15 protein-coding genes are annotated in these 16,844 nt (G+C 41.9%); 2 read left to right on the forward strand and 13 right to left on the reverse strand.

Translation table 11 applies throughout. From position 1 onward, the window contains the following. Nucleotides 1-6 precede the first annotated feature (6 nt). The 6 genes from C5Q96_RS05590 to C5Q96_RS05615 form a co-directional block, all read right to left on the reverse strand. Nucleotides 7-1,125 (reverse strand): cation diffusion facilitator family transporter, encoded by a 1,119-nt coding sequence (locus tag C5Q96_RS05590; RefSeq protein WP_106057419.1) that lies wholly within the window; start codon nt 1,123-1,125, stop codon nt 7-9. A 54-nt stretch (nt 1,126-1,179) separates the two neighbouring features. Continuing rightward, complete coding sequence (locus C5Q96_RS05595; RefSeq protein WP_106057420.1) at nt 1,180-1,566, reverse strand: thioesterase family protein; 387 nt, start codon at nt 1,564-1,566, stop codon at nt 1,180-1,182. Nucleotides 1,567-1,659: 93 nt separating this feature from the next. Further along, nucleotides 1,660-4,023: a peptidase U32 family protein gene (locus C5Q96_RS05600; protein WP_106057421.1), complete on the reverse strand. Its 2,364-nt coding sequence runs from the start codon at nt 4,021-4,023 to the stop codon at nt 1,660-1,662. A gap of 201 nt (nt 4,024-4,224) precedes the next feature. Beyond that, a complete protein-coding gene (locus C5Q96_RS05605; RefSeq protein WP_106057422.1) occupies nt 4,225-5,427 on the reverse strand; it encodes a pyridoxal phosphate-dependent aminotransferase in 1,203 nt (400 codons plus the stop codon). 144 nt (nt 5,428-5,571) lie between these two features. After that, nucleotides 5,572-6,213 (reverse strand): amino acid ABC transporter permease, encoded by a 642-nt coding sequence (locus C5Q96_RS05610; RefSeq protein ID WP_106057423.1) that lies wholly within the window; start codon nt 6,211-6,213, stop codon nt 5,572-5,574. A 75-nt stretch (nt 6,214-6,288) separates the two neighbouring features. After that, entirely contained in the window at nt 6,289-7,122 is an 834-nt protein-coding gene (locus C5Q96_RS05615; RefSeq protein WP_106057424.1) for an amino acid ABC transporter substrate-binding protein, read from the reverse strand. A gap of 430 nt (nt 7,123-7,552) precedes the next feature. Here C5Q96_RS05615 and C5Q96_RS05620 point away from each other — a divergent pair, with 430 nt between their 5' ends. Next, nucleotides 7,553-8,953, forward strand: coding sequence for a sodium-dependent transporter (locus C5Q96_RS05620; RefSeq protein WP_106057425.1), 1,401 nt, complete (start codon nt 7,553-7,555; stop codon nt 8,951-8,953). Nucleotides 8,954-9,122: 169 nt separating this feature from the next. On the opposite strand, the gene C5Q96_RS05625 is transcribed toward C5Q96_RS05620, so the two are convergent. From C5Q96_RS05625 to C5Q96_RS05645, 5 genes are all read right to left on the reverse strand, one after another. After that, nucleotides 9,123-10,646 (reverse strand): shikimate kinase, encoded by a 1,524-nt coding sequence (locus C5Q96_RS05625; RefSeq protein ID WP_106057426.1) that lies wholly within the window; start codon nt 10,644-10,646, stop codon nt 9,123-9,125. Next, the gene (gene aroF / locus C5Q96_RS05630) at nt 10,636-11,463 is read right to left on the reverse strand and encodes a 3-deoxy-7-phosphoheptulonate synthase (protein ID WP_106057427.1); all 828 of its coding nucleotides are present in this window, start codon (nt 11,461-11,463) and stop codon (nt 10,636-10,638) included. Before aroF ends, C5Q96_RS05625 begins: the two co-directional genes overlap by 11 nt. A gap of 81 nt (nt 11,464-11,544) precedes the next feature. Continuing rightward, nucleotides 11,545-11,901 carry a DNA-directed RNA polymerase subunit omega gene (gene rpoZ, locus C5Q96_RS05635; protein ID WP_106057428.1) on the reverse strand — a complete coding sequence of 119 codons (357 nt, stop codon included), beginning with the start codon at nt 11,899-11,901 and terminating at the stop codon, nt 11,545-11,547. 13 nt (nt 11,902-11,914) lie between these two features. Further along, complete coding sequence (gene gmk / locus C5Q96_RS05640; protein WP_106057429.1) at nt 11,915-12,541, reverse strand: guanylate kinase; 627 nt, start codon at nt 12,539-12,541, stop codon at nt 11,915-11,917. A 93-nt stretch (nt 12,542-12,634) separates the two neighbouring features. Continuing rightward, nucleotides 12,635-13,525 carry a YicC/YloC family endoribonuclease gene (locus C5Q96_RS05645; protein WP_106057430.1) on the reverse strand — a complete coding sequence of 297 codons (891 nt, stop codon included), beginning with the start codon at nt 13,523-13,525 and terminating at the stop codon, nt 12,635-12,637. A gap of 264 nt (nt 13,526-13,789) precedes the next feature. Between C5Q96_RS05645 and C5Q96_RS05650 the strand changes: the two genes are divergently transcribed. Beyond that, complete coding sequence (locus C5Q96_RS05650) at nt 13,790-15,490, forward strand: Rqc2 family fibronectin-binding protein (protein WP_106057431.1); 1,701 nt, start codon at nt 13,790-13,792, stop codon at nt 15,488-15,490. A gap of 126 nt (nt 15,491-15,616) precedes the next feature. Here C5Q96_RS05650 and C5Q96_RS05655 read toward each other — a convergent pair whose 3' ends face one another. Next, entirely contained in the window at nt 15,617-16,105 is a 489-nt protein-coding gene (locus tag C5Q96_RS05655) for a hypothetical protein (RefSeq protein WP_106057432.1), read from the reverse strand. 255 nt (nt 16,106-16,360) lie between these two features. Beyond that, entirely contained in the window at nt 16,361-16,792 is a 432-nt protein-coding gene (locus tag C5Q96_RS05660; RefSeq protein WP_106057433.1) for a Dps family protein, read from the reverse strand. Between the last annotated feature and the right edge of the window lie 52 nt (nt 16,793-16,844).

Consider the following 16,844-nt stretch of genomic DNA (forward strand, 5'->3'; position numbering starts at 1 on the left):
CTTTGATCAATCACTTATATCCAGATCAAGTGTGATTTTCACTTCGTATTCTGGGTATTTAGACTTAATCTTGTTTAGTATATTATCGCGAACCTGCATCCTGTCTGGGGCGTCGAAGTCCACAATTATATCGAATAGCATCAGCATCTTCTCTTCATCAAGATAAAAACCGTGCATCTGCAGCACAAACTCCTCCGACATCACAAGCCTCGTGATATCGCTCTTGATTCTGAGCGCCTTATCATCAGTCGTATTCATCGAATATACCCCGACTGTAGCAATGGCAATGCCGTATTTATTATATACCTTTTCCTGAATCTGCCTCGTCATGTCATCAATCGTAGCAGCAGTAAATGTATCTGGCACCTCAATGTGCACCTCTCCGATTACGGTATTAGGTCCGTAGCTGTGCAGTAGTAAATCATAAGCTCCGCTTATCCCATCTATCTCTAGGATTGTATCTTTGATCTCTTTTGTAAGCCTGCTATCGGCTCTCTCGCCTAGAATCTTGCTTATGTTCTCGCGAAGCATATCTATTCCGGCTTTAATGATAAATACAGCGATAAGCGCACCTAGATACGCCTCGAGACTTACACCAGACACAATGTATATACCTGCAGCTACCAGCGTTGAAATCGAGATAATAGAATCAAATAATGCATCACTTCCCGATGCGATAAGTGATTCCGAATTAATCTTGGTTCCAACGGATTTTACATATCTTCCGAGCAGTAGCTTTACAGCAACAGCCGCTCCGACTATTATCAGCGAGACATTCGAATATGACGGTGTCTCTGGGCTTAAAATATTCTTCACCGACTCTTGAAAAGCTGTAATACCGGCATACAAGACGATTACCGCAATCACCATAGCTGTAAGGTCTTCATATCTTCCATGCCCCAGCGGGTGGTGCCTATCTGGAGCCTTACCAGCAAGCCTAGTTCCCACAATCGTAATAATAGAGGATAATGCATCACTCAGATTATTTAAAGCATCCATGACGATAGCTATGGAGTTCGTGGCAGTCCCTATAACCGCCTTGAATCCTGCCAAAATCGCATTAGCTACTATACCGATTATGCTCGTTTTGATTATTATTCTATTTCTATTGGTCTGTTCATTCATATATTCCTACCCACCGGCAAACTCTCTGCCTGCAGTCACACTTTATCAATATATCTATTCCCTTAACTTGCTATCAGCCTTGCTTTGGAACTTTTCGTTCGTTATTATAAACCTCTCGTGAGTTCCTTCGCCGATTTTATCCTTTTCATCATATGCGGTGATATTAAACACCAATCGTCTACCATCCACCTCGACTAGCTCAGATTCACATCTCACGCGCATTCCGATAGGTGTCGCCGCTAAATGTTTGACTGATATACTCGTTCCTACAGAGCCCTGCCCTTCATCTAGTTCTGACTTTACAGATTCGGAAGCAGTTCCTTCCATGAGCGCGATCATCGAGGGCGTCGCATACACGTCTAAATCTCCACTCCCCATGCTCATCGCTGTAAGCTCTTTTGTCACGATAATTTCCTTAAAACCTTTAATTCCAGTATCCATCTCTATTCTCCAAACTGTTATTATATGCTTGTGCCCAGTATCCTTCAAACGAATTATAAAATTAAGTGCACGAAGTGATACTATGATATTGTTCTAAACATATAGCCTAAAATGACCTTCATGCAAGCAGTTAATCACTCGTTCTCCTATATCGCTATCATCTCCATGAGGTAGCACGACCGACTGACTACTGAACTCATTATTAAGAATTCTAACATCATGTTCGCGCCTACTCTTTAGCCTAGCAGCAGGGAATCTATGTTCGGTCTGCATCAGAGGATAGTTCCCTTCCGAAATGCTAGCCTTCTCTAGGCTCCAGCGGACATCACTTGCCCCAAGTGCCTTAAGCACTTGTACGCTCATATGATTATAAGCATTCAGCCCAAAATCAGCGGTAACATCAGCTCCTATTTCTACCATTTTATGAAGCCAATTGAGATTTGACACGAATATCCCTCGCATAAGCGCAAGCTTTGCAACCAGTTCATAGTTCTCCTGCAAAATCTGTTCCTCGCGCCCCTTTGTCACGCTTCCTATATAAGGGACTATTTCTGGTGGCAAAGAATCACCATCTATATTCAGTTCAGTCACTATCCCTGCCATCGGTAGTAGCACCTTATAGGATAATCCCGTAACATCGCCATTTATCGACCTAAGACTCGTAGCTCCACCATCCGCCTCGAAGGTGCGCCAATCTTCCATGCTGCTGAAATAGAGTTCAAAAGGCATTGATTCTTTACACTTCTCTCTATGTTGGTCTTCATTTGATTCACGAGATTTTTCTATTAAATCATGAAGTTCAGAAAAAACCCCTCCTATATCACGGCTATCTCTTCTAAACTCCAGTACCTTACTGAGTTCAGATAGACAGTATCTGCGAAGCGAATTTAACTCTGAAGTCTTTACCCTTATCTGAGAATCACCTATTATCCTAAGCTCTCTAAGTTCAAATGGCGTATTGCCCGTCTTGGTGAGCGCTGATTCATATCTTTCAAGAGGTGTTGGGCTCTCGTAATCGAAATCAAAAGGACCAGTCTCAACGCTTACACTCTTCTCTATGCAGCTCGGCCATCTGTCACCATCAGCAAGCCTTACTGTGCGTGCTTTGAGTACCAGTGTATTGCCCTCTATCTGCAGTACCATATCGATCTTGCGGCGGCGTTTCACCTTTCTAGCATCCTCATCTTCAAAGAAGGTCGCCCCTCTATATGACTGCCGCGCAGCTTCAAGCTGAGACTTCTTAGAGGTCCTTCGCACTGTATCACCAACTGTTATACTGCCTCTAAAATCTCCAACTCTATATCTATTAGGTCCCAGTTCCTTCACATAGCTCAGCACTGTACTAGATAGCGGAGCATCGCCTCTACCATATATCTCAGCTCCATCTCCGATTGATGGTTCACTAGTAGCCTCTATATCCACTAGTGTAGAACCCTTCTTGGTGGCAACGACTCTGCCTATCTCTAAACCTTGGTTCTTAACTATGTCTCCAGACATGAGAGAGTCTCCACTTTCACCCTTCAGATAGGCATCTGTAAATTCGCCTCTATTAAATATCTGCAGCAGCGCATCTCGGTCTTCATCTGAAACTTCTATATATCCTTCTTCTAGGTACATATCTATGTATTTGCGATATATAGAAGTAACGACCGCTACGTACTCAGCTGATTTCAGCCTACCCTCAATCTTGAAGGAAGCTGCGCCAGCATCGATGAGCCCGCCTAGTTGATCGAGCAGACACATGTCGCGCGGGCTCATCGGGTGGCTCGCCGCCGCGAGCCGCCTGCCGCCCTCGCCATAACTCGTATAAGCGAGGCGGCAGGGCTGCGCGCAGCTTCCCCGATTGCCACTCCGGCCGCCGTAGTATCTGCTGTACTGGCACTGGCCGGAGTAGCATATGCAGATGGCGCCGTGTACGAATACTTCAACTTCAAAGTCTGATGCGCCATCTGATCCGGCCCTGCATATGTCAGCGATTTCTGGCAGGGCCAGCTCACGAGCTACCACAATTCGCTTATAACCGAGCTCGTGAGCTACCTTTGCGCTCCCCACATCAGTAATAGTCGCTTGTGTAGACATATGCAGTTCAAGGTCTGGAAGCGCTCTATGCACCAGTTCCCCGAGCCCAAGGTCCTGAACGATAATAGCATCGACTCCAGAATCATGCAGAAATGAAGCGTATCTAAGCGCTGGTTCAAGCTCATCATCACTTAACAAGGTATTCATAGTAACGTAAACCTTTACACCTCGCTTATGAGCATAATCTAGTGCTAGCACTAATTCATCGTCGTTGAAATTCTGAGCACCAGCACGCGCATTAAAGAGCTGACCGCCAACATATATCGCATCTGCCCCATTCTCTACCGCAGCCAGAAATTGCTCTGTACCTCCAGCTGGAACCAAGAGCTCTATATCATTACCATTTATGTTTTTCCGTTTACTGTTACCCTTCGCCATCTACCTACTTCTATGAGTCTTCCTATATTTTCTAAGTCTTAAATCATTTTTTATTTAAATATATCGTTTTATTATACACTCTTAATCGAGTTTATATAATTATTAATCATATAAAAAGCAATAAAAAACCGCTCCCTCACGGAAGCGGTCTCGGCTGAATAGTATATATGTAAGTCTATCATATATCATTTATAAACTAAGTTATTTGGACATCTTAGCCTTATAAGCCTCGAGGCCAGTTCGAATCAATTGACAAGCTCTCTTAATATAGCCACTCTCTAGAACGTAAGCAATGCGAATCTCGCTCCTACCTTTGCCAGGTGTTGAGTAGAAACCAGCGGCAGGTGCAAACATAACCGTTTCATTATTATCCCTATACTCAGTAAGCAGGAACATAAGAAAATCTTCAGCATCATCTATCGGAAGATCAACCATCATATAGAATGCTCCACCTGGCTTATGGCAGATTACATCAGGAATTTGCATAATCTCCTCATAAGCGGCATCTCTTCTCTTGCAATATTCTTCTTTCATCTCTTCATAATATGAACTAGGAAGCTTAAATAGTTCAGTCGATCCGATCTGCTCTAGTGTAGATACACAAAGTCTTGATTGTGCAAGCTTGATTATTCCTGTCATGAATTCTTCATTCTTCGACGCTACAAATCCGATTCTCGCTCCACATGCAGAAAATCTCTTCGAAACAGAGTCGATAACGATTAAATTTTCTTTAAGCCTATCTATGTTAGCAAAGCTTCGTGGCTTCATCCCATCATACACATATTCTCTATATGCCTCATCTGCAATCAGCCATAGGTCGTTTTCTATAACAAAATCTGCTATTACGTCCATCTCTTCAGCCGTAAGTGCAAGTCCTGTTGGGTTTCCTGGATTGATACAGACTATAGCCTTAGTTTTATCTGTGAGAGCAGCCTCTAGCTTATCTTTGGCTGCGTATCGATATCCCTCCTTTGAGCTTGTTGGAATCGGTCTTATATCTCCACCTCTAACAAGTGCAAAGGTCTGATAATTACTGTAGAACGGTTCAGCAATAAGTATTTCATCACCAGGATCTATAATAGTGGTAAATGTCATAGTGAGAGCCTCTGAAGCGCCCATGGTAACAACGATATCCGTAGGCTTATATCCAACACCGTACTCTCTCTTATAATAGTCACAGATTGATTCTAGAAACTTGATGTCTCCCTGAGACTGCTCATACATAAGCACATCTTCATCAAATGCACGAACAGCATCCATAAAACATCTAGGAGTCTTTATATCAGGCTGCCCGATGTTTAAATGATATATCTTAACACCGGACTCTTGAACTTCAGTTGCAATAGGGTTAAATTTCCTAATGGGCGAAAACTCCATCGCCTGTGAATTTCTGCTTAATTTCATACTCCGAATCTCTTTCTGTAAAAATAAATAATTATTTTCTTAATTATTTATATTGTAGCACAACTTAATTGCTTTGTACTCATTTGAATGCAAACAATAACTTTTAATTTAATTATCGTGCTGATTAAAAAAACAAATACCTGTTTAGTACTGTGAATACTTTGCTTCCGCCCTTCCTAGTCCAATAGTCATGACAAATGTAAATAATAGATATATGCCCGCTGCCATTACATATGGGATGAGTGTGCCATCACGGTTAACAATTCCTTGAGACACCTTCATCATCTCAGCTAACGTGATCGTTGAAGCGAGGGCGGTATCCTTTATAAGCGTGATTACCTCATTTGAAATCGGTGGAATTACTATGCGGAACATTTGCGGTATCACTACCTTAGTCAGAGTCTGTCTCTGTGTGAACCCTAGAGAATATGCAGCCTCATACTGTCCTTTATCTATGCTGTTAAATCCGCCTCTGTAAATCTCTGCAAAATACGCGGCATAGTTTATCGCGAACGTCAGCACAGCTGTCGGAAACGCATCCATACGAATCCCGAGCTGGATAGGAAAGAAGAAATAAAAGAAGAACAATTGGAGCATAAGCGGTGTTCCTCTAAATATGAATACGAAGGTCTTGCAGATCCACCTTACTGGTGCAATCTTACTTTGTTCTCCGAGGCATATAGGTAGTCCAAGCGGTAGTGACAAAATCAATGTAAGTGCAAATAGCTTAAGCGATATCATCGCTCCACTCATCAATACAGGCAAAATCTCCTTTACGTAAGCCATCATAATCTCCTTCAATATCTATAGCCAATGCCAGCTAGGCATTGGCTATTCAAACTCCAAATACTAACAATATTCCTATTTATCGTATCCCTCAAATACAACCAAGTTTTTGCCGAACCACTTCTCACTAATTTTCTGAGCTTCACCGCTGTCAATAACTTCTTTAAACGCCTTATTAAATTCTTTAGTGAGTTTTGTATCTCCCTTTCGGAAACCTACAGCATAGTAGTCAGCACCGAAGTTAAACGGCGACTCATATAGCTTATCCTTGTTCTTATTGTTATAAATCGCATAAACCTCGTCGATTGCAACTGCCTTAATGCGGCCAGCCTTCATATCTAGAATAGCTTCGTCATAAGTCTTATATTCAGAAATATTGTTCTTAAATTCTTTGTATTTGTCACTCTTCTTGATCGCCTCTAGTGCGGACGAATCAGCCTGTGTGCCGATTTTAATATTCTTAAGATCATCGGCACTATTAACCTTCACATTTGGATCGAGCGACATGATTAGTATTCGATTCTTAAGGTATTTATTTGATAAAGACATGCTTTTCTGTCTATCAGGAGTTGCCGACATGCCGTTCCATACGCAGTCAATGTTCTTAGCCTTAAGTTCACCTTCCTTAGCAGACCAATCGATAGGCTGGAACTTAACCTTAACACCCATCTTCTTAGTGACAGCCCTAGCCAGGTCAATATCAAATCCGACAAGCTTGTCATCCTTATCTCTAAATCCCATAGGCGCAAATGTATCATCAAGACCAACAACAAGAGTCCCTTTATCCTTGACATACTCAAGGTCAGATTTAGAATTCTTGCCACATCCCGCAAGCCCTATTGCTGTCATAATAGTTAACACAAGGGCTGCGCATTTGATCATGTTCTTTTTCATTATTTTACTTTTCATAGTTTCTCTCCATTACATCTCTGATTTTAAATGAATCACTAAATTGTTTACCATATATATGTCACTACTTGTTCGCATAAGGTTTAATCTCCGCCATTTTTCCTCTATATATAATATGTAGTAAGATAAACTCTCTTAGTTAATTGTGAAGCCTTACAAATCACTCGCTTTTGTAATTTAGCACAGTGAAGTAGTAATGTGATGATGTAATATTAGCACCTCTTATAATTCATGTCAACGGGAAAATCAAAACATTATTTTATACAGTTACATAATTTTTATTGATGATAATTTTTTTATACGTAATAAAAAATAAATTTGTATTTTTATCAATAATTTGAGTTTCTTTTTTGTTTATGTTGACAACGTATCAAATTTTCTTGTATAATACCAACATTCGAAAAAGAGAAATTTAATTGGAGGAACAAAAATGCCTAAAAAGGAAGTAAAAAGAGAGTCTTGGGGTAGCTCGATGGGCTTTATGCTAGCCGCAATCGGTTCTGCCGTAGGACTAGGAAACATGTGGGGATTCCCGTATAAGCTGGGAATGAACGGAGGCTTCGCCTTCTTGATACTTTATTTATTGCTAGCGGTATTCGCAGGATATGTACTCATTATGACTGAGCTTTCTCTTGGAAGAAAGACACACAGCTCCATCATCCTCGCTTATAGAGAGGTGAGCAAGAAGTACACGATCGTAGGATGGTTCGGTGCACTCGCTCCATTCTTCATACTCGGATTCTATTCATATCTAGGTGGATATTGTCTAAAGTACACCATAGCGAATCTCGGAGATTTATTCGGCGCAAGCTGGGGTGTAAACGGTGTATCTGGTCCTGAGTACTTTGCAAGACTATCAGCAGACCAGACCCAGTCAGCAATTTATACAGCTATTTTCCTTGTTTTAACAATAATAGTTGTTGCACGTGGTCTATCTGAAGGAATTGAAAAGTTCAACAAAGTAGCTATGCCCGCACTTTTCGTAATGCTACTTGTTATCATCATCAGAAGTGTGACACTTCCTGGTGCTTCTGCAGGTCTCTCATTCCTGTTTAAGCCTAACTTCGAAGTGTTTAAGGGTACAGGCTGGATAACAGTTCTTGCCGCAGCAGGCGGTCAGGTATTCTTCTCGCTATCACTAGGTATGGGTATCCTTGTAACATACGGATCATACATGAAGAAGGATCAGAACATAGAGAAGAGCAGCTTGGTTATACCTTTTGCCGACACAGTAATCGCACTTATGGCTGGTCTCGCTATCATGCCTGCAGTGTTCGCAAGCGGACAGAGCCCTCAGGGTGGTGCAGGTCTTCTGTATATGACTCTGCAGACAGTATTTAATGGCATGGGTAAGCTTGGTCCTATATTCGGTGTTCTGTTCTATGGACTCGTAGTAATCGCAGCTATCACATCGTCTATGTCAGTACTCGAAGCGATCATCGGTTCGTTCATCGACTACGGTCTCAAGAAGGGCTATGGAAATCAGCGTAAGAAGCTCGCTTGGGGCTTCGGACTAGTTTGCCTCTGCATGGGATTACTCGTTGCATACGATGGTCTTGGAAAGTATCTTCCTCCTATGTTCGGAAAATTCAGCTGGTTAGATGGTTTCGACCTCCTTGCAGAAGGTGTGCTGATGCCAATAGGTGCATTCATAACTACTATCATATTTGGCTGGATTCACCCAGATATGCTTCCTGAAGAAGTACATATCGGCTCTGAGTTTAAGTCTGAGAAGTTCTACAGATTCTGCCTCAAGTGGGTTGCACCTGTATTCACATTCTTCATACTAATCGGTCAGCTTAATACATTCTTCGGATTAAAGCTATTCTAAGCTACATATTTTAAATGAATTTTAGACATCCGTTTCGGTAAATTAAATGAATAATATAAAACGACCTTCAGCATGAGCTGAGGGTCGTTTTTTAGGGTTATAGGACAAAACGTGTTGTTCGCTAGTGCCAATAATTTTGTCATATAACCCTTAATTACCGAATTGCCTGTTATCTGCCAATTCCATATATATCTCTTTCAACTATATGCCTTATATGCAGCTTATATCTTTTAGCTACACTTCTAGCAAACCTTCTTATATCTCGCATATATTGTGATTGCTTCGAATCCACTTCTCGCTTTTTGTTAAAGGCTACATGTTCATCTGCCATGCGCTTTTCGCGTCCAAATCTATACTTGTTGTTAACCTTTATATCCGCAATCCCATGGTATAAATTCGCCCTTTCCCTGTACAGGTTGTAGACACCTTTCCCCTGGCTTAGCGGTCTGTTCTTAGTAGCAAGAAGTTTTGTCGGCCTATCAATGTATATAACGAGGCTGTTCTCGCGAATTATTTCTCGATTGGTTTCCTTTAAGATAGATCCTCCGCCAGTCGCAATCACCTGGTGATTTCTAGCGCACACTTCCCGAAGCTTCTTGCTCTCTAGGTTTCTAAATGCTTCGACTCCAGATTTCTCAATTATCTGATTTATCGCACACCCTTCCTCATGCGCAACCGCTCTATCTATATCAATAAATTTACGTTTCATAGCAAGCGCAACTTGTCTTGATATAGATGACTTACCACTTCCGGGCATTCCAACTGTCACCAGATTAAGCTGTTCTCTAAGAAGCCTCTCCATGACAGATGCTGCGAGCGAATAATCCGGCTCCATATCTCTGCCTTCCCAGATGTCTCTTGCATATATGCCCTGCCATATGAGCATTCCGAGCCCGCCAATAGTTTTTACCCCTGCTAATTCTGCATCCTGCATAAACTTAGTTCTATGAGGATTGTATATGAGATCAACTGCCATCTCAGTTTGCTTTAGGCATTCCCAGTTTATATCATAAGTATCTAGCGGAGACTTGCCATTATCTGGGAACATACCAACCGGTGTAGCATTGATTATAATCTCAGCATCTCGCCAATCGCTATCTTCATAATTATATATTTTACTTAGCTTTTGCGAGTTATCAATCTTCTCTACCTGTACTAAACTATCTGCTTTATCTCGGCTTCTAGAAACTCTTATAATTTCATCAGCGCCTAACTTTTTCATAGCATATACAGCAGATAAAGATGCTCCACCAGTTCCCAGTATCGCAACCTTTTTCCCTGTTACAGCCTCTGTTTTAAACAGCTTCATCAGGCCAAGATAATCAGTATTAAAGCCCTTGAGTTTTCCATCTGGCATCACCTTTACTGTATTTACAGCCTGTATAGCCAGGGCCTCTTCAGATAGCTCATCAAGATGTTCAATCGCGATTTCCTTATACGGATTAGTTATATTGAAACCGTAAAAGCCCGCCATATGCAGGACTTCTCCTAGCCTTGAACTATCTCGCAGTTCAATTAGTTTATATTCGTAGCCGCCTATTAATCCATGTAGCTTCTTTGACAAGCTGTGGCTTACACTGCCTCCAATCAGCCCATATTTCTTCTCTTCTATGAATACGCCTTGACCACTCGCCTGCTTCTCACCGAGCGCGGCAAGTAGCTTCATAAGGTCTGCTTCTACACTATTTCTCATAAGCAATCTCTCTGATATTCTTTGCTGTGCTTGCTATCTCATCAAACTGTTCTGGTGTAACTGCCTGTGCACCATCTGATAACGCATTCTGTGGCTCCTGATGAACCTCTATTATCAGTCCATCAGCACCTGCTGCTACAGCTGCTAGAGAGGCCGGCCTGACGAGCGAGGATCTCCCGGTCGAGTGGCTCGGGTCCGCAATCACTGGGAGATGCGTCAGTTCATGAAGTGCAGGGATAGCGTTTATATCCAGTGTATTTCTCGTATAGTTCTCAAAGCTTCTTATTCCACGCTCGCAGAGGATAACCTTGCTGTTGCCCTCTGCAAGTATATACTCTGCCGCAAGAAGAAAGTCTTCATAGGTCGAAGCATATCCTCGCTTCAGAAGAACCGCCTTATCTGTGCGTCCAACTGCTTTAAGCAGACTAAAATTCTGCATATTACGCGATCCAATCTGCAGGATATCTATGTCTCTGAACAGTTCTATATCCGTGGCATCCACAATCTCGCTAACAACAGGCATACCAGTGAGTTCCTTTACCTTGACTAGAATCTCTATGCCCTCTTTACCAATACCCTGAAAATCATACGGTGAGGTTCTAGGCTTAAATGCGCCTCCTCGAAGAATGCTCGCCCCAGATGCTTTGACTTTCTGTGCAAGCTCAAAAAGCGCAGTCTCCGATTCAACTGCACAAGGTCCCGCGATAAGCGTCAACCCCTCTCCGATATTGACGTCCCCGACTCTTATTATGGTATTCTCAGGGTGATTCTCCCTGCTTGCCAATTTAAATGGAATATTTGTAATGTAATTCTCCATCGTACCGCCTGATACATTCTATATATAAAAAATGGAAATCTAAGCGACTTCCATTTCAGTTACCATATTACATCCACAAGCTTACGCATCCAAACCTGTCTCATCCACAGCTGGTTCCTCTGCTTCAGCGTCACTCTGAACCTCATCGCTCGTCTCTTCCTGCGCTGCCTCGGAAGCCACAGCAGCCTCACAGTTAATGTCTAGTTCAAAGTTTTCAAATGTTGGTGCCTCTTCATCGTGTTCATCGCTTCTCTTGTAAGTGATGAGCCCTTCTGCAATCTCGTTAGTCGCAAGGCTCACAGGTCTCTCTGCTTCAACATCTGTAAGAACCGGCTTGCCGTCAATGATATCTCTAGCTCTCTTTGCTGTCAGCACAACCAGTGTGTATCTGCTATCTGTTAGCTTGTTGAGCTCGTTAATTGCTGGATATAACATCATGATGAATTTCCTCCTAGATTTCCTTCTCGTATTCTCTAACGATTGGCATTATCTTGTTCGGTACACGTCTTCTCTCTGCCATAATTATAGCCTTGAGATCATACACTGCATCGTCAAGCTCATCGTTGACCACATAGTAGTCATACTCACCAATCAATTTTATCTCATTAATTGCCTCGTTAAATCTCTTATCGATTACTTCTTCAGTTTCGGTGCCTCGATCTATAATCCGCTGGCGAAGCGTTGTGAGGTCTGGTGGTAAAACGAACACAAGCACAGCTTGCTCCGGCATCTTCTTCTTTATCTGCAGTCCACCTTGAACATCAATCTCTAGTATGACGTCTCTGCCTCTTTCGAGCTGTTTAATGACCATGTCCTTAGGCGTTCCATAAATATTATCAAACACCCTCGCATACTCGAGCATCCCGCCATTAGCAATTTTCTCTTCGAACTCATCTACTGTAACGAAGTAATAGTCTTTACCGTCTATTTCACCTGGCCTTGGCGCCCTAGTTGTCATCGAAGTTGAAATCGAAATATCCACCGACTCAAGCAATTTCTTACAAATAGTGCCCTTGCCTGCACCCGACGGTCCCGATATAACAAAGAGTCTGCCGTCATTGTGACTCGACTTTCCCATCATTGTCTCCTGTACTGAATATTTGGCTAATATTATACCATAAAAACACTTATCGCTCTAGATGCCATAATATCTTTTCCGAGGTCGTTCCCTTTATTCGATATTCTGAACCTGCTCGCGGATTTTCTCTATCTCAGCTTTGAGCTCTAGCATCCATGATGTGATATCCATATCATTTGACTTGGATCCTATAGTATTAGCCTCTCTATTCATCTCCTGAACGAGGAAGTCAATCTTCTTGCCCACAGTCTCTTCATCGCCATTTATGAAAGTCCTGAGCTGGTCTATGTGACTGCCGAGCCTCACGATTTCTTCTGTTATATTCGCCTTATCTGCGAAAATAGCCGCCTCGAGCGCAAGTCTGTCCTCTGGAACCTCCACACTTCCGTCTAGAAGCTCGGTAATTCTCGCTTTTAGCTTCTCCTTATATTCCCTTTCAATCTTAGGCGCTCGCTCTGCTATAAGATTCTTGGTATTTTCAATGATATCAGCTCTTTTGAGTATATCTAGAGCCAATTTTTCTCCCTCAACCGTTCTCATCGCGCTAATGCCTTCAAGAGCTTCCTTGAGAGCCGCCATCAACTCTCTTGTAAATTCCTCTTCATCATCTGCAGCAGGTACGGTGGTCAGCACGTCTGTCATCCCAGCGAGAAGGCTTAGTGGCACCTGTCCATCACCAGAAAGTTCAAAGCTCTGACTCAGTTCAGTGAGCGCATCGTAATAGCGCTTTGCCACTTCTAGATTGAGGTTTACATCTGTTTCACTCTTGCCAAAATTATCTATGGACACACCGATTTCAATTTTCCCACGCCTCATTACTTCCTTTGCTGCCGCTTTTATTTTCTCTTCTGCAAAAGAGTATTTTCTAGGCATCTTTACGGTTATATCACAGTATCTGTGATTTACAGCTTTAACCTCTACAGTTATACTTCTCTGGTTATCACTATATATGCCTCTACCGTAGCCTGTCATGCTTCTTACCATGTGTCCACCTCCTTGTGTTTAACCAATTTATTATATCCTTTACGCACTTTAAAGTAAACAATAGCAATTCAGTTGCTCATGTCACAAGATCAGGGATTGTGTTAAAAAACATTTAACCACTGCCCTATCTTTAATATGAAAACAGCATCAACTTCTCTGCACTCAAAGTCTACGTAGCTTGAAAAATGCGAACCTCCGTGATATGCTATTTAGCATCGTGTCGGCATCAGGGCTGATTATTCTGATGCCAGAAAGGAATACGAATTGGCATTTGACGGCATCATCACATCTGCGATAGCCACCGAGCTATCGAGCACCATCACGCTCGGTAAGATTGAGAAAATATACCAGCCAACTGGCGAAGATTTATTAATACAGATTCATACAAGAGAAGGCAATGTAAAGCTCCTCGCATCTTGCGGCAGCCAGTCGGCGCGCATATGCCTCACTGAGGACAAGTATAGCAACCCGATGCAGCCTCCTAACTTTTGCATGTTAATGCGAAAGCACATTCAAGGTGGGCGCATAACAGCGATTAGGCAGCAAGATTCTGAACGAATCATAGAGATAGACATCGAAGCTCAGACAGAGCTCGGTTTCACCACATCCAAGAGACTCATAGTTGAGATTATGGGCAAGCACAGCAACATAATTCTCATCGATATCGAATCCGGCAAAATCATAGATTCTATCAAGAGGATTTCCATAGATGTAAATAGATATAGGCAGCTGCTTCCAGGCGTTATATACGTGTATCCGCCTAAGCAAGACAAGACGCCATTTAAATCAGCATCAACAAAAGACTTTGTCAACAGCGAAGGTGTGTTTCTTAGTGAAAAGCTAATCATGAACCGCATATCGGGAATTTCTCCAGCCATCGCTAGAGAGCTCCTTTCTTCTAAAGAGCCTGCAGCTCGTCTAGCTGAGATTGTTGAATCTGCGGAGACTGGTTTATTTACACCTACTATCTATTTTGACGAGGATGATACACCTCGCGAATTTCACATAACGGATTTGTCGGAATATTGCGGGCTTAGGCAAAAGACATTTGACAGCCTAAGTAGCTGCATTGAATTTTACTATCAACACCGCGCAAGCACTAATATAATCAAGCAGAAATCAGTACCTTTACACAAGATTGTGAAATCGGCGCTGGACAAGGCATTACTCAAGAAAAAAAGACTATCCGAGGACCTGCTGAAGGCCGAGAATTCGGATAAGTATCGACTGTACGGCGAGCTCCTGACAGCTAACATCCATCTGATTCAGGCTGGCGCCCGCTCTGTAGAGGTTGTAAATTACTACGATGGTTCTAATATAACTATTCCGCTTTCAGAGAAACTTTCTGGAGCTAAGAATGCACAGCAATACTTCAAGAAGTATTCGAAGGCTAGAACAGCCATCAAGGAGAAGGCGGTTCAGCTTGAAGAGGTCGAGGCTGACATAACATATCTTGATAGCGTAATGCAGAGCCTTGAGGCAGCGAGCACTGAAGGCGAGCTTGATCAGATTAAAGAAGAATTAGTAGAGACTGGTTACATCAGGTATCGAAGTAAGCCGGGGCATAAACGAAATAAACAAAAGCAGGCACCACTCGAATATAGACTGTCTGATGGACACCATGCATTCGTCGGTAGAAACAACAAGGAAAACGACCAGCTGACCACCAAAACCGCTAGTCGTACCGATATATGGTTTCATACCAAAGAAATTCCTGGTTCGCACGTAATTCTCGTAACTGAGTCAGGTGAGTCAATTCAGGATATTACAGCCGAGACCATATACGAGGCTGCTTCCATAGCTGCCTATCACAGCAAGGGTAAGGATAGCGATAACGTACCGGTCGACTACACGCTAGTAAAGTATGTCAAGAAGCCAAGCGGCGCAAAGCCAGGAATGGTGATTTTCACGCATAATTCTACGGTTTATGTCACGCCGAAGCTGCCTGGTAGTGCCAAGGACTAGCTTTTCATATCTAAATTTTTTCAATACAGAAAATAAAAAATGCATTATCATCCTGATAATGCATTACAAACCAAAAACCGAAAAGGAGCTAAGCACTTCATCACAGTGATAGCTCCCTTTTGTTTATTATTTTTCTTTGTAGCAGATAACATATGCCTTTATGAAGTCGCTTCCTTCAACAATGCTTAGAGGAACACTTGCTACAGCTTCATCTGTATCGCCGTTATAGTACTGCTCCCTCTCTTCAGGAGAATACATATACATAGCTGCCGAATAAGTGCAGCCTCCCTCTAAATCAAGTTCAAACTCAACATCATCTGACTTAACATTTATAGTTTTGTTTAATCTATTATCTGTAGTCTGATATATACCGGAGATTGTGTACCTTCCTGGCTCAAGTGCAACCACTTTTTCAAGATACTCTCCTGTTATAGGATTATAAGTGGAAATATCCTGTCCATTGATTCTAATCTTCTTGCAGTGCAGATGAACTATAGCCTTATTGCTATTTTCGCTTACAAAACTTGCATTGTTCTTCTTTTTCTTGCTGTAAAAAGCCATAAATGCAGCAAATAGCACTACCCACAGACCTATAAATACTCCAATAATTAACATAGTCGCCTCCTATAATTACTGTTAAAAAACTACTTTTCTATTTTATCAAAAAAATAGAATAATAAAATCTTTTTTAAATATCTTTAAGCTTTAATTGGTGTTATTTCATATTTTTCACTGGACTGAGATTTTGAATTAAATACTTTCTTGGATTTATCTCTTTCTCTTCGGGTTTTAAAAGCATGAAAAAATGCCGCTAATTATCGCGGCATTTGGAAAGATTAATTGAATGGCGGAATTCCTTTCATGAGATTTTTAACCTAGGAGTGCTCTTATAAACCAAATCTGCTTATTGTAATAATTCACCTGATCTTCGAACATAGTTACCCCAGAGAACCAGCCTTCATTGTCACAAGCATTCCTAAGCCCTGTTGCTTGCTTACGGAGTTCTTCAAGGTCTTCCTTTACGATTCCGAGAGATTCTTTTATTTCAAATTTCTTGGCATCAATTTCCTTAATCGATGCATTTTTAAGGTAATCAGACATCTTTACATCTGGAGATGCCGAGTAAATTTTTAGATGCTCAGCAACGGCATCGTAGTATTCAAATATCTCATCATAGAGGCTTTCAGTGAACTCATGTACTGCTACAAACTGCGACCCTTCCACATTCCAATGAATGTTATGAAGTTTAAATATCATAACACCTAGATTAGCAATGTAATTATTAAAATCTCTTTCTAACATTTTGAACCCCCTTTATATTTAAACCCTTTTAGTTAGATGCATCTAACTATTC

This window comes from Mogibacterium diversum (assembly GCF_002998925.1).
In the GTDB taxonomy this organism is placed as follows: Bacteria; Bacillota; Clostridia; order Peptostreptococcales; family Anaerovoracaceae; genus Mogibacterium; species Mogibacterium diversum.